We start from the raw sequence: 18,929 nt of genomic DNA on the forward strand, positions 1-18,929 counted from the left end.
ATATCTGTTGCGAGTGCTCTGGCCGGCTTCTGCGAAGCCGGCAGGGTCCGCAGCGCTCTTGTTTTCCGCGTGACGCGCTCGATCCGCCCGGAGGGCGCGGTGGCGGCTGGCGCACAGGCCCGCGCGCACGCCGCCGCGACGGCCGGCCGGATTCGAGAGAGCGGCTTTTTTCAGGCTCCTGCGGAGCGGCACCGCTGGCGCGGTGTTGCCGCGGCCGCGCCGCTACCGCGTCGCGGCGTTTTGCCTCCGGCACTCGAACTGGCGGGGTGGGCGTCGCTACCCTCTAGTCCCGCCGCGGCAAGCCACAACCTGGGGCTTCGCCCAGGTCTCTCCACGTTGTTGCGGCCCTGCGGGTGACTGGTGAGTTGGCCGCCTTGATCGATGATACCCGCCGCGGCCAGAAACAGACCTGCATAGGGGACCCAGGCGGCAAGTTTTGGCTGCTCAGCCATTATAGTAGTCAGTATTGCTGCGCGACTCGCCGCGCGGTACGTTCGTCAGATGGACACGATGCAGCTTGCTAAGCCGCTGCGCGCCGCTCTCGCTTTTCGCAGGAAAACGCGCATCCGGAGCGCGCTCAACACGGTGAAAACCTGGCCCGGCATGAAGGTCGTCGATATCGGCTGCGGCGTCGACGGGCGATCCTTCCGCGCGCATGCCGACCCAAGCTGGCGCGTTACCGGCATCGACCGGACCGGCGAGGAGGTTCGCCCCGATCATCCCAACTTCACCTTCGCGCGCGGCAGTGCGTGCGACCTGTCGATATTCGCGGACAAGAGCTTTGATCTGGCGGTTTCGGTCGGCATGCTGGAGCACATCACCGAACCCGACGCCTTTGCCGCGGCCTGCTCCGAAATACGCCGTGTCGCGACGCAGTGGCTGGTTATCGTGCCGTGGCGCTATGCCCCGGTCGAGCCGCATTACCCGCTGCCGTTCTTCGGCGCGTGGCCGGAGCGCGCGCAGATCGCTGGTGCGCGGCTGTTCAACATTGGCGGACAGCGGCGTCATCTCGCGCATGATCCGGGCTTCCTTCGCCGGCAGACGGTCTGGCGCACCACGGCGGAATATGCCGCTGCGTTTCCGGGGTGCCGCGTCCGGCTGTCGGGAATGGCGGAGACGCTGAGCATTGCGCCGGCGTTTCCGAGGCCGGCGCCGATTGGGATGTCCGCCATGCCGAGGTAGGCATGAAGACCGTTCATCGCGTTGCTCACCGTCAGCGAGACGCTGTCGCCACAAGCCTGCGCGACTGGGTGCCGCCCCGGCTGATTGAGCTTATCGCCGGATTGAGAGGTGTTGTGCGTTTCAGCGGCTCGTATGCGACTTTCGAGGAGGCTGCGAGCCATAGCGCCGGATAGACCACGATGATGCTGTCACGGCCGTTGATCTCGACGACCTGGAGCGCGACTGGCAGCTGGCGGGCGACCTGCCGACCAGCGATCCGAGGGTCATCCCCGTCATCGCCGCAATCGCGCGCGCCACTGCCGATAAGACGAAGCTCCGAGTGTTCGACCTTGGCGGCGGGGCCGGCGGATACTTCTACGAGCTGCGTCGCGCGCTGCCGGGTATCGATGGGAATGGATCGTTATCGATACGCCCGTGCAGATAGCGGCGATCCACGGCGTCCCGCCTGACGGGCTTTCCTTCACTGATCGCCGACCAGAAGGTGGGTGCGATGTCGCGCTGATCAGTGGCACGATCCAATATCTTTCCGATCACTATGCCGTGCTCACCGACTATGCGCAGGCGGCTAGCGCGCTGGTCGTCAACCGATGTCCGCTGGCGGATACTGAAGTCGCCACGGTTCAGAAGGTCCGGCAATTCGGCTCCTACCCGGCATGGATATTCGCTCGGGACAAGATCGAGGCTGCGCTTGCGGGCCTTGCCGCGTGTCGATGCGATGGGATTCTCCGTTGGATCAGATATCCCATGGGACCCGCCGCATCCGGCATCATGGGTACGCGATCGATGTGCATCGCCCGGCCCTAGAACTGGAACCACGCGACGCGATTCTGCGTCCCGTCCGGGATTACGACAGCCGCCGAGCGCATGACCGGGGGCAAAATCATTTCCCTGCCGGGGGCAAACGCTCCGGCTCACCGCATAAAAAAGTGAGGATTTTCAATGCTTGGTGACCTACGGGAGCCGGCGTGCCGAGCTATAGCATTGATATAGATGATTAAATGGCCATCCCTAGGAATCCGATACCATCATAGATACCATCACATTTCCTGGATCTTGTGCTCCCGTTTGAAACGAAAAGGGGGACGATTGTGTGAGCGGAAGGGAGATCCGCCGGGCGACGATGAACATTTCACGAAATCCTTTGGGCGGGACTCGACTGGCCGGGGCGGCATGCTCAATGGAAGGCTGGCGTTCTCGGACCGGCGTGTGCGAGCGGCAGCTACAAGATGCCCAGTCTACGGCAACGACTAGCCGGCAATGCCGGTATGCTGGGAGCTTCAGGGATAAGCGAGCTCGCCAGGAAGACGGAAACCGCTTGCGCAGCAGGTGACATCAAGGCTGCGGGACGCCTCGCGATCAAGCTGGCAGCACAACTCGGACGACTGAAACAGGCCTCCGCGCCGATGCTGGGCCCGGTGCGAAGCCATGGAGAACCGGAAACCCTGCCGAGCGATGGGTCAAACACCCGGCAGGATGTAAATGAGCTCAGCGAACTGCTTGAAGCTAGGAATATGTCGGGAGTCGAAATGTTCTTGAGGCTTACTCCTCAACTTTGACGCTTTCTGAAAAAAGGCGTTTTCGAGCGCGTGCAAAGTGACATGGAAAACCTGCAGCTCCTCGAAGCGGCAAGCGCTTTGCGCGATGCGTTGGCATTGGAGGTTTCGCCAGCGGAAGCGGAACAAGCAGTTTGATGAAGCGAAGTGCGCGGCCCGCTCCGAATTCGAGGCGGCGGCCAGACTCACCCGCACCTCACTCGGGCAAGTGATTGCGATCAAACGGAATGACGATGGCATTGCCGTCTTTCAGAAGCGGCACGGACTTTTGCAACGTGAAGACGCAACCTCGCGGATCGAGGGTATGGATCTTATATGGCCAGGCTGGCTTTTGCCGCCTGAACGAAGGCATCCACATCCGCCTGGCTCGACGGGACCGCGCGGCGCAAGCAGATGAAGCCGTGGATCATGCCCTCCGCCTCGATATGCTGCACCGCGGCTCCGGCGGCGCGCGCCTTCTCGGCATAGGCCCGCCCCTGGTCCCGAAGCGGATCGAGCGCAGCGGTGTGGACCAGCAGGGGCACCGTTACCGGGATATCACCTGACAGGCAGGCATAGCGCGGATCTTGCGGCGGAGCGGCGTAGAGCGCGTCGAACCAGTCCATCGCCTGGGTGGTGAGCATGAACCCCTCGGCAAAGGCGCGCGAGGACGGCCAGTCGCTGCCGCCGCCGACATAGGGATAAAGCGCCCATTGGGCGAGCACGCCCACTGGCGCAGGGTTGGCGGCAAGACGCTGGCTGACGACGATGACAAGATTGCCGCCCGCGCTGTCTCCGCAGAGGATCAGACCCGTCACGGCGCGGCCGAGGGCGGTGGGGTTCTGCGTCGCCCAGCGGGCGACCCACTCCGCATCGTCCGGCGCGGCGGGGAAGGGATGTTCCGGGGCAAGCCGGTAATCGACGGCCAGGACGGGCAGGTCCAGCTGATCCGCCAGATAGGTGCAGAAAGGCTCGTGGCTGTCGAGGTTGCCGACGACGAAACCGCCGCCATGGAAGAAGAGGATCAGCGGGCCGGGTTCGCGTTGGGACTGCCGATCGTAGAGGCGCGCCGGGATCGGACCAGCCGGTCCCGCCACGACGATGTCGCGCCGGACCGAAAGCGGTGTGGGTGGGGCGTCGCCGATTTCCCGCAGCTGGGCCATCATCGCGCGCGCGTCGTCGATCGGAAGGGCATTGAGCGGCGGTGCCCCGCTTTCCCGCATGGCGTCGAGAAAGGCCGCGACGTCGGGCCGGATATAAGGTTGCGCCATGAGTTTCGCCTTGCTGGAGGTCAGTCGTCGCGCATGATCAGGACCGGCTTGATCACAGCGCCCGTTTCCGATGCATGGAAGGCCTCTTCGATTGCGGCGAAGGGGTAGGTGCGAATGAGTTTTTCGAGCGGGAGTTTTCCGGCCCGGTAATAATCCACCAGCCGGGGAATGAACTGGCGGGGATCGATCCCGCCTTCCACGACACCGACGATTCTGCGGCCCGTGCCCATGACGCTCGACGGATCCACCGGCATGGTTTGTCCCGGCGGATAGGCGCCGACGAGCGCAAGCGTGCCGCGGAGGCCCAGCTTTTCCATGGCATGCGGCAGGAGGGCGGGGACGCCTGTCGTGTCCATGACATAGTCGAACGGACCGTCGAGCTTTGCCATATCGTCGACGGTTTCGGTGGCACCCAATTCCCTGCCGAGATCGAGCCGGTGATGATGACGGTCGAGCAGGACGATACGGCCGGCGCCCGCGATCACGGCCGCCATCACGGCGGAGAGGCCCACCGCGCCGGCGCCCAGGATGGCGATGGACTGGCCGGGCCCGACGCGCAGGGTCTCCAGCACGGTTCCCGCACCGGTCTGCACGCCGCAGCCGAGCGGTGCGAGGATCGCCAGCGGCAGATCCCGGTCGATCCTCACGACATTGTCGGCATGGGCGAAGGCGTGGGTGGCGAAGGCCGACTGGCCGAAGATATTGCCCGCGATCCTGTCGCCGTCCCGCCAGATCGCGCCCTGTCCCGGCTCCGTCCCGCCAAGGAAATTCCGGGGGAAGAATTCGCCGCAATAGCCGGGCTGGTGATCAGCACACGCCGGGCACGTGCCGCAACTGTGGAAGCTGAGCAGGACATGGTCGCCGGGTTCGACCGTCGTGACGTCCGGTCCTACCGCCGTGACAACGCCGGCGCCTTCATGCCCGAAGATGCAGGGGAAGGGGACGGGTAACGCGCCCTCCCGCATCACCATATCGGTGTGACAGACGCCACAGGCATGAATCCTGACCAGCACCTGGTCCGGCCCGGGCGCGTCCATCCGCAACCGGACGAGCCTGAAGGGCTCGCCCGGGGCATCGACGACCGCTGCTTCGATTTCCATCGTCGCTACGATCAGAAGTTGAAGCCGAACCGCGCATACCATTCGCGCGGGCGGTTATAGGTGCCGAAGATGGCGCCGGCGGCGATGTTGGATCCGCCGGAGGTGAGGAACCGCTTGTCGGTAAGATTGGTCCCGCCGACGGTGATCGACCAGTGGCCATCGGGTTCGCGATAGCTGATGCTGCCGTTGACGATATTGCTGGGTACACGCTCCAGCAGGAAGGTGCGCTGGGTGTCGTTCCAGGCGCTGGAGGTATAGGTCCAGTCAGCGAGGAACACGACTGAGCCGCCATTGCCCAGTTTCGCCTCGTAGCGCGGGCTCAGATTGACCTTCCAGTGCGGCGTCTTGGGCAAATCCTCTCCCACCAATGTACCGGCCTGGAAGATGTTGGCGCCGCCCACGGCGGCAGTAGCCGCGGCTACCGACGTGTAATGGGCGTCGATATAGCCGAGCGATCCGTTGAGGGTCAGGCCGTCGATCGGGGCGGCGACCATTTCCAGCTCGAAACCGCGGATCAGCGCGTCGCCGGCATTGTCGATGGTCGGCGACGTTCCGACCTGAATATTGAGCTGAATATTCTTGTAGGTGGTCGAGAAAGCCGCCGCGTTGAGCTGGAGGCGGCGATCGATCAGGGTCGATTTGATGCCGGCTTCCCAGGTCGTCGCCTTCTCCTCGTCGAAATCGGGAGCGACATTTCCCTGCGGGTTGGTCAGACGGGTCGTCCAGCCACCGGTCTTGTAGCCTTTCGACCAGCTGCCATAGATCATGACATCGTCGGTCGGATGGAGCTGGACGCCCACCTTCGGCGAGAAGTTGGTGAACTTCTTGCGATTCACGCCAGGCGTGTAGACGCGGACTGGATTGCTCGGATCGGGGTAGGAGAGGCCGACCTGGCACGGGATCGGCGCGAGCGGGAAGGGGCCGTTTGGTGTGATGTTGCCGTTTGCGTCCGAGCAGCCGAACAGCTTGTAATTGAACCCGTTCAGCTCCTGCTGGCCGCCTTCGAACTGCTTCTGCTCGCGGGTGTAGCGCCCGCCCAAGGTGATCCCGATCAGGTCGATCGGACGGTAGTCGATCTGGCCGAAAAAGGCGTAATTATCGGTCTTCAACTGATTGGGACCATCGACCTGGATCAGCCCTTCCCCGAACGTCACATAATCGTGAAGGTCGCCCGCCTCCTTGAAATAATAGGCGCCCAGGACATAGTTCAGCTTGTTGTCGAGCGCCTTGCCGAGCAACTGCAGCTCCTGGCTGAACTGCCACTGATTCATCGTGAAGCTGAGCTGGAGGAAGTTGAGCGGCGAACCGTCTGCGTCCAGCCCGGCGTTCCAGTGGAGCTCGCGATAGGCGGTGATCGACTTCAACGACACATCGTCCGACAGGTCGAAGTCGAGAACGCCGCTCAGCCCCCAGGCTTTGAGGTTGGAATAGCTGTTGCCGGTCGCATAGCTGCGGTCGGGGTTCCCGGTCACATAGCGGCTGTCCCACGGCAGGCGATCATTGGCCGGATTGCCGTCGACATTGGCGCTGCCATAGCTGGGCAGCTGGAACTGCGGATTATATTGCGTGCCGGCGACGCCGCACAACGCCCCGGCATTGCGGGCAGCAATCTGCGCCGGGGTGCTGCCGATGCAGAAATTATAGAGGCCGGCGAACAGGAAACCGGTCGTTCCCGTCGGATCAAATGCCGTGCCAGGCAGATTGGTCGTGCCGGCGAAATTCCCCGGGACGAACTCGGTCGTGCCGAGAAGGCTGTTCGCGGATGTGCCATTGTCCTTGCTGTAATCGCCCGACAAGGTGAGCTTGATAGCGCCGCCATTGTCCCATTTCAGCTTGCCGCGCAGGTTCCAGTTCTGGTTTGCGCCTTCGCGGTCCGCGCTGTCGTAGCCGGCTGCGGAAAAGGCGGTGAAGGAGGGTGCGTTGTTGGCGCGCTGATCGGAAAAGGGAACGCGCTTCAGGAAGCCGTCGCGCGTCTTCACCCCGAAAGTGAGCGAAGACTTCAGGCTGTCAGTGATCGGCAGGTCGACCGAGCCGCGCGCCTGAAGCAAATTGTAGCTGCCCGCTGTCACATCGCCGGTGACCTTGAAGACGCTGCCGGGATCGCGCGTTACGATCGAGATGGCGCCGCCGATCGTGTTCCGACCGAACAGCGTTCCCTGCGGCCCCTTGAGCACCTCGACCCGCGCCACATCGAGAAGGTCCTGATTGGCGCCCACGGTGCGGGCCAGATAGACGCCGTCGAGATAGATGCCGACGCCCGGATCGATGTTGAAGGCGAAATCGTCGGAGCCGATGCCGCGGATATAGGCCGAAAGGACCGCGGTGGACCCGGAGAAGGGCGTGCCCGCGTCAAGGTTCACATTGGGCGCGATGGACGAAAGCTGGGCGACGCTGCCGACCGCACGCTCCTGCAGGGCATCCGCCGTGAACGCGGAGATGGCGATGGGCACGTCCTGCACATTTTCCGCGCGCTTCTGCGCCGTCACGACGATTTCGGCGATTCCGCCTTCGTTCTGGGCGGCGGGTTCCTGCGCGGCGGCGGGCGCCGCGCTCTGAGGCGAGGCCGGTGCGGCGTCCTGCGCCAGCGTTGGAGAACTGATGAATGCCGTTGTCGTTAGCAGCAGTGCCGCAGCCGATTTACCCATGATCCCATCCCCTAAAACACGCCTGTCCCGGCGGTTGAGCTCTGGGGATATAACGGGCAGGCCCGCGGACGTCTTGGATTGAAACGAACCAGTCCGATGGACAGAAGCGAACCGCCGCCTGCCACAGGCAGTCGATTTACGCGTCGACCCCGGCCGATCGCTCGCGCCACTGGCTCGGCGCGACACCGTAGCTTCGCCGAAAACAGCGACTGAAAAAGGCCGAGTCGCTGAACCCCACCTTGAACGCGATGTCGGTGATGCTCCGCCCGTCCGGGCAGGCAAGCAGATCGGCGGCGCGCGCGAGACGGCGGGTCGTGATGAACGCCGTCGGGGTAAGCGCGGCCTTTCTGACAAACGCCTTTTGCACGGCACGCGCGGAAAGACCCGTTGCGCCGCAGATCATCGCGGTACCAAGTCCCGGGTCACCGAGATTGCGCAGCGCGAATTCAACCGGCGATGCGTCCCCATGGGGCGGTGTCCGAAGCGCGCCTCGTGTGCAAGCGATCCGGGCGGCGTCCGCCAGCAGGCCACCAATGCCCTCGTCTATCTGGTCGAACATTTCCCGCTGACACCAAAGGCCCTCCAGCATGTGATTGAGGAAGGCCACGTTCGGGTCGTTCAGGGACAGGAGCCGCCCGTGCAGGTCGAGCTTCGCGACGTCGGTGCCCAGCATCGCCATGGGGACCTGCAGGACGAGACAATCGTTGAGCTCGGAGATCTCGATCGAATAGGGCCTGGCGTCATCGGCAATGATCACATCGCCGATGCCGGCGGTAACGGCCTCGTCGCCATGGACCAAAATGGTCCGTCCGCCGCGCTGAACATGGAAGACCAGGTTGTTCGCCCCGTCACCGGTCGCGACCCGGTTGATATGCGCGCGGCCGCTCCGCGCACGGGCGAGACCGACCTCGCCGAGCGACCATCGGGACAAGTCTGCCCGAATTCCTTCGGATGCGTAGGCGGTCATCCCGGGGAAGGCGTCCGCGACGACTTCTCGCCAGAACAAATGCCGCTGCTGGGGCGGCACCAGCCTGGTGGAAAAGCGTTCGACGGCGCTCGTCGTCATGCCCACTCCTGTTTCAGGTTTCCCGAACCACGTTAAGTGAGGCTACATGCCTCCGAAGTTGTTTCTGTGGGATACAATGCGGCGCGGTGCCGGGACGGTCAAGTAGAAGAGGCGCTTTCAAACGCCCGGGCTGTTCTCCAATAGGATCGGGAGGGGCTATCCAGTCGGAGATCGGGATGGACAATGAAGTGCCCAGGTCCGCGAGGTGAATGCAGGCGACGCTCCTCAGGTCATCGCCTTGTGGGAAGCGAGCGGACTCACCCGGGCATGGAACGATCCGCGCGACGATTTCGAACTGGCTCTGACGGGACCGACGTCGGCCATCCTGATCATTCCGGCTTACAGGACTCGTACTCGATAGCTAAATAATTGAAATAACTAGAGAATATCTCGGACCTCGCGACGGTGGCCCAGCCGTGGCCCCACACAAAAATCGGGACCCGAACCTGCGCCCTTTGACGAAAAACCGTCGATCCCGATGCGTCGAGGGACGTCCGATTTTGGGCCGCTTGCGGTCGGTCCGCTTTAAGGGCGCGATGCTGAAACAGCGGACGTTCGCGCCGGGTCTGATCGGCCTTGGGCCGAACCGTCAGTCGGACTTGGCATTGCCGGCGCGCCGAATAGGATCGGCGGATGATCGAGGAAGCGCACGGCGACGAGCTGGTTGCCTTGCTCGTGCCGGCTGACGTGTTCAAACTGCGAGACAAGATGGGCGAGATGCCCGGCAAGGCGAATAACTGGCTGAACGTCCTGCGTTTGATGCTGGACTTTGCCTGTGAGCGCGGGTGGATCCATGAAAACGCTGCGGCTCGAGTTCCACCGCTGCCGATCGGAGAGCATGAGCCTTGGCCCCGGCATGTGCGGGAGGACGCCTTGGAAAACGCCTCTCCGATGCTACGCCTCGCTATTGTCAGCGGGCTTTGCAGCGGCCAGCGGGTAAGCGACGTGATCCGCATCCAGCACGGCTGGTTGAAGTCGGGCATCATCGAACTGTCGCAGGTGAAGACCTCCGTCGATGTCGCAGTGCCCGTGCATCCTTGGTGGAAGGAAGAGATCGCCCGCGTCGAAAGGTGCGCTGTGACGCTGCTCTATGACCGATTCGGCAAGCCGTTCGCGTCGGAAGACCGGATACAGGAGCGCATCCGCCGCCTGATGCACGATCTGGGCTACGTGGATGATGCCGGCCAGTTGCTCTACACCTTCCACGGGCTGCGGAAGAACGCGGCCTGCTACATGAAAGAGCTTGGACTGGAAGACAGCCAGATCGGCGCCGTCTGCGGCATGACGCCCGATACGGTACGACATTACACCAAGCGGGCTCGGGCTCTGGTGGTCGCGAAAAGCGTCGCCGAACGCCTCGCGAGCGGCAACATCGTAGAGATGGGGAGATAGCCCATGTGGGAACTGGAGCGATATTGTGGGGAACCGCACCAACGGAGCGCTGGAAAAAACCAGCTTTCTCAATATGGTGACCCCTACGGTAGCCCGAAAGGCTTAGCAAGTATTTGAAAAACCATGGTAATGTCATTGGATCGAATCCAGATACCATCGTAAATACCATCGATCGTCTGAGATTTTTTGCGTCCGATTGAGACGATGGGCTGGCGGTCGCGACCGTGCGGAGAATGACCGAGATTGGGTGGTGAGTGGTCGTTGGCACTCAGATCATTCGTAGTATGATTCGAATGTGCGGACTTCTCCGGTTGCACCATTCACAATCAGAATTTGTGGGCCATCGACCAGTCCCCCTTCCCAGAAACGGTCTACGATAACCGACCAATTGTTGGGATCGGCTCCCGCCCGATGTGCTTCGACAATCTCAAGGCGCCAGCCTTTTAAATCCTGCGCAGCGATATATTCGCCTGCCAGCAGCTTAGCCTGCTCAAGCGACACATTTGGCTTCCGACGCTTTGTCATCCGGGCATTTTGAACGCCTAGTCCAATGTCCGCAACTGGGTCGAGAGTGGCCGTCCGGTGCTGGCACGGACTCATCAGCGCCGAACGGCTTGAACTGGGTAGATAGCTGCCGTTCGCCGCTATCTGTCCAATGGACTATAGATAGGTTCGTTGAACTTCAGCTGCGAGTAGGCCTCGCCATCCAAAAGCACGAGGACACTTTCGTCCCGGTCGCACACGCTCAGTGTGCCGTCCGTTTTCTCGTAGACCTCCCCTGCGCGCAAGATAACTTCTCGCTTATCTATCGTCATGCGAATTTCCTGAATGCTCGATACGTCATCAGGGGCCATCTGAAAGCAACTGACCGACCCTCGAGGGAACTCAGGCATGGGTCGCGTCCGAAACGTTCCCTCTCCGACATCCGAAGATAGTTGCTTGTCGGTCGAAACCACATGGGGCCAGATTGCCCACGTGTCATTATCCTGCACGCACGAAATGTGAATAGTTCCACCGTCCAAGGTTCGAAGTTCGAGAACATTTGCTTGGACGAAATTAAGGCTCGGATCCGTGAAATGACCCGCGTCTTCCGGGCCGTAGAGAGCCATCTCATTCACCCACGCGTCCGTCACGACCGCACCGGCAAGCGCCTTCAACGCCGTCTTCAGTTCCAAGTGCCAATCCATACCCATGCCCAAACTATTTCATGGAGCGCGAGCGTCTGCAATTGGGTCGTTTGCTGCCTGACCGCTAACGGGATGCTGCTGTCAGCGCCATGACGGCGGAACTGGGTAGTTAGCTGCCATTGCTCCAACGTCCTCTGCTGATAGGATCGCCCGATGGGACACCACATCAATGCGCTAATCGGCACGAATGAAGCCTTGAAAAGTTTCGTTACGCGGCTCGGCTCACCGGCACCGACAGAGCTTTCGTTTGGCCTCGTCATCATCCCGTTAGACGAGCAACGCCTCGACGCTATTGCGATGTCCGTTGAACCTGCAATCGACGGGTTCACCTATCTGACGCCGCATATGGCCGAAGAAATAGCGGCTGCACTTAGCGGTCCAACACTCTACGTCGAAACGGAATATTTCGGTGGCATGGGGGGCCAGAGCGCTGCCTATTTCGAGAACGGCCAGTTAACGTGGTGGGGCGCAGAATCAAGCGATGCGCCTCCGGTGGGATCTTCGCTCGCCGATTTGTATGAAAAGACGGCGAACGGCGGAAAGTCGCCGATCAACGAAGGTCTTAGTCGGCTCGGCGTAGTCCGCTCTGAAACGTGCGACGAGTTTGATCAAATCGGGCTTCAGCGCTTTAGGTCGCTGGAGGCACTCGGCATCGAATACGACGATTAGAGCAACGGCGGATTTTGGGTGGGAAGCAGTCATTTGTTCCAATAACTGAAAGCCCATCCGAGATCAGCGATGGTCTCACTGCTAAGTTCAGGATGGCGACGCCGCATTTCGGCTTCGACCCACTGCATCGCTGACGCGAGAGTGTGAGAGTTCCAATCGACCGCAAGGGCATCCACTTCAGTGAGGAGCCGCTCAACGTTCCCGACCATATCCTCGTTAAACGCTTGTCGAACTTCGTCCGGCCGTGACCTAGGATACGGGGATTCGGGTCGACCGAGGTGGATTTTCAGCGCGCGCGACAAATCATCCATGCGCCTGTTATCCCGCGATCCGGGGATATCCGCAATTGGGTCGTGAGCAGAGCGGCAACTTCGGGTCAGTGATGCCGCGCAAGCCGCCGTCGCCTATGTGCAACCATGTCGTGGGCTAGCGACGCCTGAACCGCTCACCCTCGTATGTCCGAACCGCGTTGCCACGTTCGAGTTCGCGGTTCTGGTCCCACAGCGCCCGTTTGCCTCCGGCTTCGTCTGCGCGGCGCTGATTGTCGAGCAGCATCGCCAGCTTGAGCCGTGCAATTTTCTTGTTGGCGAATTGCGAACGCTGATCCTGCGACAGCGTCGCGAGACCGGTGGGCAGATGCGTCGCGCGGACCGCGCTATCGGTCTTGTTGACATGCTGGCCGCCCGGTCCCGAGGCGCGGAGCGTCTGATAGCGAATGTCCTCGTCGCGCAGGTCATGCGTCTCCGCATCTGCCGAAATGCGTTGCACCCCGACGAACCAGTTGCGGCGCTTGTGCAGCGGACGAAACGGACTGGTGCCCACCCAACGGATCGTGCCGATACAAGCCTCGGCGAACCCTTCGGCCTCCGCTCCCGATACACGCAGCAGGGCCGATGCCACGGGCCCCGTTATTGGCTCGACCAGCTCACATAGCAGCCCCGCCGCCGTGCCTTCGCGGCAAAGGGCATGGGCCAATTGGGCGACCACCCACTCGCATTCCTTCGGGCCCTGTCCGGAAGACAGATGCAGGATGATCTCGGTCATGCGCGCCTCGTCTTGTAGGTGAGCAGCGGCCGCAGCGTCGCGATCAGATCGATCAGCCCGGCCTGTTCGAGATCGCGCACGACCTGGTGGATGTCCTTGTACGCCTGTTGCGCCTCCTCATAGATCAGGTCGCGGTCCTCGCAGATCACCCGGCTGCCCAATTTGGTGCGCTCCAGATCCGCAATGCTGAAGCGCCGGACGAGCTTGTCCTTCGCTTCGCTGCGGCTCCATTTGCGACCCGCGCCGTGCGCCAGCGAATGCAGCGCCTCATCCGCCCGCTCCTGCCGGGGACGGACCAGATAGGTCATGTCCCCGCGCGATCCGGGGATCACCACCAGCCCCTTGTCCGCCGGTGCCGCACCCTTGCGGTGCAGCCAGCCGCCGCGATGCGGCGTGACGCTGTTGTGGCAGATGTCGAGCAAGCGTTCGCCAGTGGTGCCGAGCCGATCTAGGAAGCGCTTGGCGATCAGTTCGCGGTTGAGCACGGCCCAGGCCATCGCATCGTCATGCGCGGCCAGATAGCGGGCGCACGCCTCCTCGCCGGCGATCAGGCCGGCGACATTGTGCTGAGCCAAATGCCGCTCCAGGATTGCGTGCCCCAACCCGCGCGAACCGCTGTGTACCATCAGGTAGAGCGCCGCTGGGTCGACTTCCGTATCCCCGTGCAGCGTCTCGACCCGCAGCAGTTCGGCGAAATGGTTCCCACCGCCGATGGTGCCGAGCGCTTCACCGGCCAGGTCGCGAGACAGTCCGGCGTCGGCCAGGCGGGCGACCTGATCGCCCGACCAGGGCTCCTCCAAGCCCCGCAGCTTGCGTTCGGCCGCGTCCAGCCGGAGCTTGCGCAGCGGCATGGCGCAGCGCCACAGGCCCATCCCGCAGCCGATGTCGCTGCCGACGAGGTGCGGATAAACATGGCTCGGCGACCAGAATGCCGCGCCCACCGCGATTCCGCGGCCGGCGTGCAGGTCCGGCAGACCGACGATGCGATCGATGCCCTCGAGCCGCGCCGTCTGGTGGAGCTGATCGACAGCCGCCTGCTCGATCCAGCTCTCGGGCGAGGCGACGATGTGAATGGTTGCGCCCGTCATCGTGCAGCATCCTTCCATCCGAGGTGGCGCTTGCCGGGCGCGACAATCTGTCCCTGATCGCGCCAGAACCAGACGCGATCCTTCAACACCCCGTCACCCGGATCGACATAGAATTCGCGGCCCCGGCAATTGCGACGATCGGGACGTAGAACATGCCCCTCGCGCAGCAATTCGCCGTGCCGGCCGCGTGAGATGCCGAACAGAACGAAATCGCGCAGATGCTGGCGGACATGCATCTTGACGGTGCTGCCCGTGTCGAGATGCTCGCAGATTTCGCTGAACACATCGTCCCAGCGCCGTCCCACCCGCCGCTGGATGAAGCGGACGAGCGGCGCGAGATTCTCGTTGAGCGCTTTTGAGTACGCAGCCTGCACCTTGGCATGCCGCTTGAGACCAATTTGCCTGAAGTCGTTCTTGTCCTTCTTGAGTTTTACGGGAGGCGCGTGCCCAGCACCCCAGCGCGGACGCTCGACAATGATCTTGAACATGTCAGCACGCATGGCGAACCTCCCCCAAAGCGGGAGCGCCAATTGGCAGACGAGCAATATTGGAAATTGGCGCGGCCCAACGGCCGCGAAAAAGGGTCAGGCGACCGCAGTCACCCGCAAGGGACTTGCCCATGTGATATGTTCCTGAACTCGGAAATAGGGAGTGATGACGGGTGCGGTTGCGGTTCGCATGTGCTCACTCCTTTCCATGGTTCGAGAAACAGTGCGGCGGCCTGTATGCCAACTGCACGCGGCAATCAATGGTCTTGCGCGAAGCCAACTCCATCCAGCTCAGCCAGCCGGAGCTGCTCCCGTTCTCGCGGAATGTGGGTTTGCTGCTCGACGGCGGCTGTTAGGGGCGCGACGCTGTCAGGCCGTTATATGAGCCCATGGATCAAGCCGAATGACCTTTCGCCTCATAGAAGATCGGATTGCGAATCCATTCGTTGACGGCTGACTCTCGCCACCCGGTGCAGCGCATGCTGATCTGGAGGTTCCTGGGGAAGGTGCCGTTCTGCATCTTCCGGTACATGGTCGAGCGGCTGAGCCCGGTGCGTTCGAGGACGGTTTTCAGGCGGAGAATGCGGTCGGGAGTGTCGGTCATGGCATGGTCCTGCTTGCGTCTGTCTGGCTCCCCGCGAATAGGATTGGGATTTGAGCGGTCGGCGCAAGGGGCCGAGGTCCGAGAGTCGGCGCTGGTCGCGCTCTGGCGTGCAAAGACGTACCGTAGCGTAGGTTCGATTTTCAAAGCTGGAATCTCATGGCGTCTCACGCCTGCGGCGTGACCGCGCTCTACGCCGCTGCGCGTCGCCGAGTCGCTCTGCGGCGTCTCGGTCCGTTCGGATGACGATCGACTGACGCTTCGGAGCTTCGCTCCGGATTCGGACATCGCGCAAGCGCGATGGCGTTGGCCTCCGGCGTCGATCTGGCGGGTGGGCGTCGCTGCCCTGTAGTCCCGCCGCGGCGCGCCGCAACCCGGCTTCGCCGACTCTTCCACTGCGTTGCAGCCCTTCGGGTGCAGCCCGCCTTCCTCGGCGGGACTGTCGGTCCGCTCCTGCCGCCCACCCGCCATTCCGGCGCCGGTTGCGGTGGTTTTGGAGTGAGGAAGATGAACGACAAGTCCGAGACATCCCGGCAGAGCCTCTATTCCGAGGTGACCGGCCGGGTGATTGCCGAGCTGGAGCAAGGGCGGCTGCCCTGGGTGCAGCCTTGGGATGGCGCGGCGTGTGGGTGCACCATGCCCCACAATGCTGGGTCCGGGCGGCGCTATTCCGGGGTCAACGTGCTAATCCTCTGGGCGGCGGTGATCGAGGGTGGCTATACCTCGCAGCGCTGGCTGACCTATTGGCAGGCGCAGGCGGCGGGCGGCAAAGTCCGCAAGGGCGAGCGCGGAACGACCGTCTGTTATGCCGATCGCTTCACCCCGAAGGACGAGGAGGAGCAGGCGCGGGTCGAGGATCGCGAGGCGCGGCAGGTTGCGTTTCTCAAACGATTCACCGTCTTCAATGTGGACCAGTGTGAGGGGCTTCCGGATGCGCTGACCAGCGTGCCGGAGGTTGCGGCCGAGGCCGAAATCCTGCCGCAGGTTCAGGCGCTGATCGATGCGAGCGGTGCTGACTTCCGGGTCGGCGGTAGCGAAGCCTATTATTCGCCAGGTGCGGACTTTGTGGCCGTGCCGCCGCAGGGCGCGTTCGGCGAGCCTATCAACTGGTATCGAACTGCGCTGCACGAGCTCGGCCACTGGACCGGGCATCGCAGCCGGTTGGACCGCTACCAGCGTGGGGGGTTCGGGAGCGCGGACTATGCGCACGAAGAGCTGGTGGCTGAGATGGCGAGCGCCTTTGCTTGCGCGTCGCTGGCGATTCAGCCAACCGTACGGCATGCCGACTATATCGGATCGTGGCTGGCGGTTCTGCGCGAGGATGAGAAGGCGATCTTCCGGGCGGCGAGCGCCGCCAGCAAGGCCGCCGACTATCTGCTCGCCTTTGCACCGGAGGCGGTGTCGTGAGCGAGGATCTCACCCAACTGGAGACGATCGAGCGGCTCGAGGCTGGACTGCGCCGGATGCCGAGGTTGCGGCGCGAGATCTTCCTCGCGCTTCGGCTCGACGACCTTTCCTACGAGGAGATCGCCGAGCGCACCGGGCTTAGCGTCAAGCAGGTCGAACGGCACGTCGCGCGCAGCATGCTGACTTTGCTCGACGCCGTTGACGGGCGCGCGCCCCAGCCATGGTGGAAGCGCCTGTTTCGGCGGGTCGTCGCGAGGCTGCGGCGATGAGGATTGCAGTCTCGCCGGCATGACCGGCGAGACTGTCCCAAGCGCCTTCATGCCGTTAGGACGGATGACAATGCAGACCAGTCTCGATCATTTGCCACCGGCCAAGCAGCGCGAGCTGGAACGCGTCGTGCGCATCCTGTTCGAGGAGTTTGCCGACGCGACCGCCATCGCCACGTCGCCCTGGAAGAAGCAGGCGCGCATTCTGAAGGTCATCCTCTACGGCAGCTATGCGCGCGGCGGCTGGGTCGACGAACCGCACACCGCCAAGGGCTATCAGTCGGACTTCGATCTGCTGGTGATCGTCAATCACGAGAAGCTGACCGACCGCATCGAATATTGGTCGACCGCCGAGGACCGGCTCAATCGCGAGCTAGCGATTACCGAGGCGCTGCGCACCCCGGTTAATTTCATCGTCCACACGCTCGCCGAGGTGAATACGGGGCTTTCCGAGGGCCGCTATTTCTTCATCGACATCGCCCGCGACGGGATCGCGCTCTACCAGAGCGACGACACCGATCTGCCCGAGCCAAAACCCAAGACTCCCGATCAGGCGTTGGCGATGGCGCGCGAGTATTTTGAGGAGTGGTTGCCGAGCGGCGATCAGTTCTTCCGGCAGTACGGGTATGCGGTTGCCGATGGAGCCACGAAGGTGGCGGCATTCCAACTCCATCAGGCCGCTGAGCGCTATTATCACTGCGTGCTTCTTGTCTGCACCTTCTACACGCCGCACGTTCACAATCTCGGTTTCCTGCGCACCCAGGCCGAGCGGATCGATCCGCGCCTGATCGACGTCTGGCCGCGCGAGACCAAGGCCGATCGCGCGCGGTTCGAGAAGCTCAAGGAAGCCTATGTGAAGGCCCGATACTCAAAGCACTATCGGATCAGCGAAGAAGAGCTGACCTGGCTCGGCGCGCGCGTTGAGGCGCTCGGCCGGGTCGTGCAGGTGATTTGCGAGGAGCACATCGCAGCACTTGAGCGGAGCGCCGCCGCGTGAAAATACTACTCGCCGCCTCCGATGTAAGCTTCGACCGACTTGCGGGAGCTGAACCGATATGTTCGACAAATGAGCGAGACATTAAGTTGGGATGGTGACTGGTACGAGGTGACCAGTGAGACGGAGCGGCAAGAGCTGGACGAGGAACTCGTCCGAGAGCTTAGCCCCGGGCATGTCCTCTATGGCAGCCGTGCGAGTGCGATGGGGCGGCGGTGGAGACGCGACGACGTCCTGTTTCGGCTTGAGGACGGACGCTACGCGCAGGTTCATCTGACTCGTCGCGAGGAAACCAACCCATTTTGGCCGTCAACTGACCTTTTCGCCAGCTTCGCCGACTGGCAGTCGGTGCCCGTCGAAGATCGCTGAAATGCAGGACCCCGCACTACCGGACGTTCGCGCGCTGATCCCGCGGGCTAAAAGCGGTTAGGCAGGAGCAACTCGATTGCGGAGATTCGCTTCATCGCCTAATTTCCCTAAGTGATGAACGAAAGCGTTAGACGTGAGAAGCTGGAGCGCGCGGTTTTGGCGTTGACCCAGCCTGCCGATGTGCAGTTTTCTCTGTTTCCCGACTTTGTCTGTAAAGCCGATGAATTGGCCCTCGATTTCGAAGAGGCACTTGATGGCTTCTTCGGTTACGAGAGCGAAATTGCCGAGAATGAACGGGTTGAACTAAACGCGTTGGACAGCCTCATCTTGTCGAAAAGCGGCGAGAAGAACGCAGCCTTTTGGACCGACGAAGCCCTGCTAGCCCATCCGACTTGGGAAAAGATACGCGGTGCGGCGAAGGCTACGGCGGTTGTCTTCGGATGGGAGTTGCGCACCCCGCCGCCCTCAGGTGCGATCTATATCGGCAGCCCCAACTAAGAACGCCTTCCACCCATTGTCGGTGCCTAAAAGCGGGAATTGCCAGCGGCAGGATTCGAAGCTGCACCTCGCGGAACGAGCGCCGCCCGAAGGCAACGGGATTCTCCATTCTCCCACGCTGACGAAACTG

21 protein-coding genes and 1 tRNA gene are annotated in these 18,929 nt (G+C 62.6%); 9 read left to right on the forward strand and 13 right to left on the reverse strand.

Annotated elements, in window-relative coordinates:
- Positions 1-585 precede the first annotated feature (585 nt).
- Positions 586-1,182 carry a class I SAM-dependent methyltransferase gene (locus tag CVN68_RS02125; RefSeq protein WP_158298662.1) on the forward strand — a complete coding sequence of 199 codons (597 nt, stop codon included), beginning with the start codon at positions 586-588 and terminating at the stop codon, positions 1,180-1,182.
- Between the two features lie 414 nt (positions 1,183-1,596).
- Complete coding sequence (locus CVN68_RS02130; protein WP_100280744.1) at positions 1,597-1,986, forward strand: class I SAM-dependent methyltransferase; 390 nt, start codon at positions 1,597-1,599, stop codon at positions 1,984-1,986.
- 653 nt (positions 1,987-2,639) lie between these two features.
- Here the strand turns inward: CVN68_RS02130 and CVN68_RS02135 are convergent.
- The 5 genes from CVN68_RS02135 to CVN68_RS02155 form a co-directional block, all read right to left on the reverse strand.
- On the reverse strand, positions 2,640-2,924 hold the full coding sequence (locus CVN68_RS02135) for a hypothetical protein (RefSeq protein ID WP_100280745.1): 285 nt from the start codon (positions 2,922-2,924) through the stop codon (positions 2,640-2,642).
- A 122-nt stretch (positions 2,925-3,046) separates the two neighbouring features.
- Entirely contained in the window at positions 3,047-3,985 is a 939-nt protein-coding gene (locus tag CVN68_RS02140; RefSeq protein ID WP_100280746.1) for an alpha/beta hydrolase, read from the reverse strand.
- Positions 3,986-4,005: 20 nt separating this feature from the next.
- On the reverse strand, positions 4,006-5,085 hold the full coding sequence (locus tag CVN68_RS02145) for an NAD(P)-dependent alcohol dehydrogenase (RefSeq protein WP_100280747.1): 1,080 nt from the start codon (positions 5,083-5,085) through the stop codon (positions 4,006-4,008).
- 11 nt (positions 5,086-5,096) lie between these two features.
- A complete protein-coding gene (locus tag CVN68_RS02150) occupies positions 5,097-7,730 on the reverse strand; it encodes a TonB-dependent receptor (protein ID WP_100280748.1) in 2,634 nt (877 codons plus the stop codon).
- A gap of 136 nt (positions 7,731-7,866) precedes the next feature.
- Positions 7,867-8,796, reverse strand: a complete 930-nt coding sequence (locus CVN68_RS02155) for a helix-turn-helix domain-containing protein (protein ID WP_100280749.1) — start codon at positions 8,794-8,796, stop codon at positions 7,867-7,869.
- 633 nt (positions 8,797-9,429) lie between these two features.
- Here CVN68_RS02155 and CVN68_RS02160 point away from each other — a divergent pair.
- The gene (locus CVN68_RS02160; RefSeq protein ID WP_100280750.1) at positions 9,430-10,188 is read left to right on the forward strand and encodes a site-specific integrase; all 759 of its coding nucleotides are present in this window, start codon (positions 9,430-9,432) and stop codon (positions 10,186-10,188) included.
- A 273-nt stretch (positions 10,189-10,461) separates the two neighbouring features.
- On the opposite strand, the gene CVN68_RS22940 is transcribed toward CVN68_RS02160, so the two are convergent.
- Both CVN68_RS22940 and CVN68_RS02165 read right to left on the reverse strand, forming a co-directional pair.
- Complete coding sequence (locus tag CVN68_RS22940; protein WP_233503528.1) at positions 10,462-10,713, reverse strand: hypothetical protein; 252 nt, start codon at positions 10,711-10,713, stop codon at positions 10,462-10,464.
- 119 nt (positions 10,714-10,832) lie between these two features.
- On the reverse strand, positions 10,833-11,381 hold the full coding sequence (locus CVN68_RS02165; protein ID WP_100280751.1) for a hypothetical protein: 549 nt from the start codon (positions 11,379-11,381) through the stop codon (positions 10,833-10,835).
- A gap of 147 nt (positions 11,382-11,528) precedes the next feature.
- On the opposite strand from CVN68_RS02165, the gene CVN68_RS02170 reads away from it, so the two are divergent.
- On the forward strand, positions 11,529-12,044 hold the full coding sequence (locus CVN68_RS02170; RefSeq protein WP_100280752.1) for a hypothetical protein: 516 nt from the start codon (positions 11,529-11,531) through the stop codon (positions 12,042-12,044).
- Between the two features lie 29 nt (positions 12,045-12,073).
- Here the strand turns inward: CVN68_RS02170 and CVN68_RS22945 are convergent, their stop codons facing one another.
- From CVN68_RS22945 to CVN68_RS02190, 5 genes are all read right to left on the reverse strand, one after another.
- Complete coding sequence (locus CVN68_RS22945) at positions 12,074-12,355, reverse strand: hypothetical protein (protein ID WP_158298666.1); 282 nt, start codon at positions 12,353-12,355, stop codon at positions 12,074-12,076.
- Between the two features lie 115 nt (positions 12,356-12,470).
- Positions 12,471-13,088 (reverse strand): peptide chain release factor H, encoded by a 618-nt coding sequence (prfH, locus tag CVN68_RS02175; RefSeq protein ID WP_100280753.1) that lies wholly within the window; start codon positions 13,086-13,088, stop codon positions 12,471-12,473.
- Positions 13,085-14,176, reverse strand: a complete 1,092-nt coding sequence (locus CVN68_RS02180) for an RNA ligase RtcB family protein (RefSeq protein WP_100284161.1) — start codon at positions 14,174-14,176, stop codon at positions 13,085-13,087. The genes prfH and CVN68_RS02180 overlap by 4 nt, the downstream gene beginning before the upstream one ends.
- Positions 14,173-14,676: a hypothetical protein gene (locus CVN68_RS02185; RefSeq protein ID WP_233503529.1), complete on the reverse strand. Its 504-nt coding sequence runs from the start codon at positions 14,674-14,676 to the stop codon at positions 14,173-14,175. Before CVN68_RS02185 ends, CVN68_RS02180 begins: the two co-directional genes overlap by 4 nt.
- A gap of 382 nt (positions 14,677-15,058) precedes the next feature.
- On the reverse strand, positions 15,059-15,268 hold the full coding sequence (locus CVN68_RS02190) for a helix-turn-helix transcriptional regulator (protein ID WP_100280755.1): 210 nt from the start codon (positions 15,266-15,268) through the stop codon (positions 15,059-15,061).
- Positions 15,269-15,772: 504 nt separating this feature from the next.
- Between CVN68_RS02190 and CVN68_RS02195 the strand changes: the two genes are divergently transcribed.
- From CVN68_RS02195 to CVN68_RS02215, 5 genes are all read left to right on the forward strand, one after another.
- Positions 15,773-16,672, forward strand: coding sequence for an ArdC family protein (locus CVN68_RS02195; protein WP_100280756.1), 900 nt, complete (start codon positions 15,773-15,775; stop codon positions 16,670-16,672).
- Positions 16,669-16,941, forward strand: a complete 273-nt coding sequence (locus tag CVN68_RS02200) for a sigma factor-like helix-turn-helix DNA-binding protein (protein WP_233503530.1) — start codon at positions 16,669-16,671, stop codon at positions 16,939-16,941. Before CVN68_RS02195 ends, CVN68_RS02200 begins: the two co-directional genes overlap by 4 nt.
- 70 nt (positions 16,942-17,011) lie before the next feature.
- On the forward strand, positions 17,012-17,935 hold the full coding sequence (locus tag CVN68_RS02205) for a nucleotidyltransferase and HEPN domain-containing protein (RefSeq protein ID WP_100284163.1): 924 nt from the start codon (positions 17,012-17,014) through the stop codon (positions 17,933-17,935).
- Positions 17,936-18,043: 108 nt separating this feature from the next.
- The gene (locus CVN68_RS02210) at positions 18,044-18,301 is read left to right on the forward strand and encodes a hypothetical protein (protein WP_100284164.1); all 258 of its coding nucleotides are present in this window, start codon (positions 18,044-18,046) and stop codon (positions 18,299-18,301) included.
- Between the two features lie 114 nt (positions 18,302-18,415).
- Positions 18,416-18,799 carry a hypothetical protein gene (locus CVN68_RS02215; RefSeq protein ID WP_100280757.1) on the forward strand — a complete coding sequence of 128 codons (384 nt, stop codon included), beginning with the start codon at positions 18,416-18,418 and terminating at the stop codon, positions 18,797-18,799.
- A gap of 40 nt (positions 18,800-18,839) precedes the next feature.
- Here the strand turns inward: CVN68_RS02215 and CVN68_RS22950 are convergent.
- Positions 18,840-18,922: transfer RNA gene (locus CVN68_RS22950), tRNA-Pro, on the reverse strand.
- Between the last annotated feature and the right edge of the window lie 7 nt (positions 18,923-18,929).

This window comes from Sphingomonas psychrotolerans, from assembly GCF_002796605.1.
GTDB lineage: Bacteria > Pseudomonadota > Alphaproteobacteria > Sphingomonadales > Sphingomonadaceae > Sphingomonas > Sphingomonas psychrotolerans.

Excerpts from the sequence above, each read along its gene's own strand:
- CVN68_RS02180 (WP_100284161.1), bottom strand. The coding sequence starts at position 14,176 with ATGACGGGCGCAACCATTCACATCGTCGCCTCGCCCGAGAGCTGGATC.
- CVN68_RS02170 (WP_100280752.1), top strand. The coding sequence starts at position 11,529 with ATGGGACACCACATCAATGCGCTAATCGGCACGAATGAAGCCTTGAAA.
- prfH (WP_100280753.1), bottom strand. The coding sequence starts at position 13,088 with ATGACCGAGATCATCCTGCATCTGTCTTCCGGACAGGGCCCGAAGGAA.
- CVN68_RS02145 (WP_100280747.1), bottom strand. The coding sequence starts at position 5,085 with ATGGAAATCGAAGCAGCGGTCGTCGATGCCCCGGGCGAGCCCTTCAGG.
- CVN68_RS22940 (WP_233503528.1), bottom strand. The coding sequence starts at position 10,713 with ATGACAAAGCGTCGGAAGCCAAATGTGTCGCTTGAGCAGGCTAAGCTG.
- CVN68_RS02195 (WP_100280756.1), top strand. The coding sequence starts at position 15,773 with ATGAACGACAAGTCCGAGACATCCCGGCAGAGCCTCTATTCCGAGGTG.
- CVN68_RS02165 (WP_100280751.1), bottom strand. The coding sequence starts at position 11,381 with ATGGGTATGGATTGGCACTTGGAACTGAAGACGGCGTTGAAGGCGCTT.
- CVN68_RS02140 (WP_100280746.1), bottom strand. The coding sequence starts at position 3,985 with ATGGCGCAACCTTATATCCGGCCCGACGTCGCGGCCTTTCTCGACGCC.
- CVN68_RS02215 (WP_100280757.1), top strand. The coding sequence starts at position 18,416 with ATGAACGAAAGCGTTAGACGTGAGAAGCTGGAGCGCGCGGTTTTGGCG.
- CVN68_RS02190 (WP_100280755.1), bottom strand. The coding sequence starts at position 15,268 with ATGACCGACACTCCCGACCGCATTCTCCGCCTGAAAACCGTCCTCGAA.
- CVN68_RS22945 (WP_158298666.1), bottom strand. The coding sequence starts at position 12,355 with ATGGATGATTTGTCGCGCGCGCTGAAAATCCACCTCGGTCGACCCGAA.
- CVN68_RS02160 (WP_100280750.1), top strand. The coding sequence starts at position 9,430 with ATGATCGAGGAAGCGCACGGCGACGAGCTGGTTGCCTTGCTCGTGCCG.
- CVN68_RS02205 (WP_100284163.1), top strand. The coding sequence starts at position 17,012 with ATGCAGACCAGTCTCGATCATTTGCCACCGGCCAAGCAGCGCGAGCTG.
- CVN68_RS02150 (WP_100280748.1), bottom strand. The coding sequence starts at position 7,730 with ATGGGTAAATCGGCTGCGGCACTGCTGCTAACGACAACGGCATTCATC.
- CVN68_RS02155 (WP_100280749.1), bottom strand. The coding sequence starts at position 8,796 with ATGACGACGAGCGCCGTCGAACGCTTTTCCACCAGGCTGGTGCCGCCC.
- CVN68_RS02185 (WP_233503529.1), bottom strand. The coding sequence starts at position 14,676 with ATGCGTGCTGACATGTTCAAGATCATTGTCGAGCGTCCGCGCTGGGGT.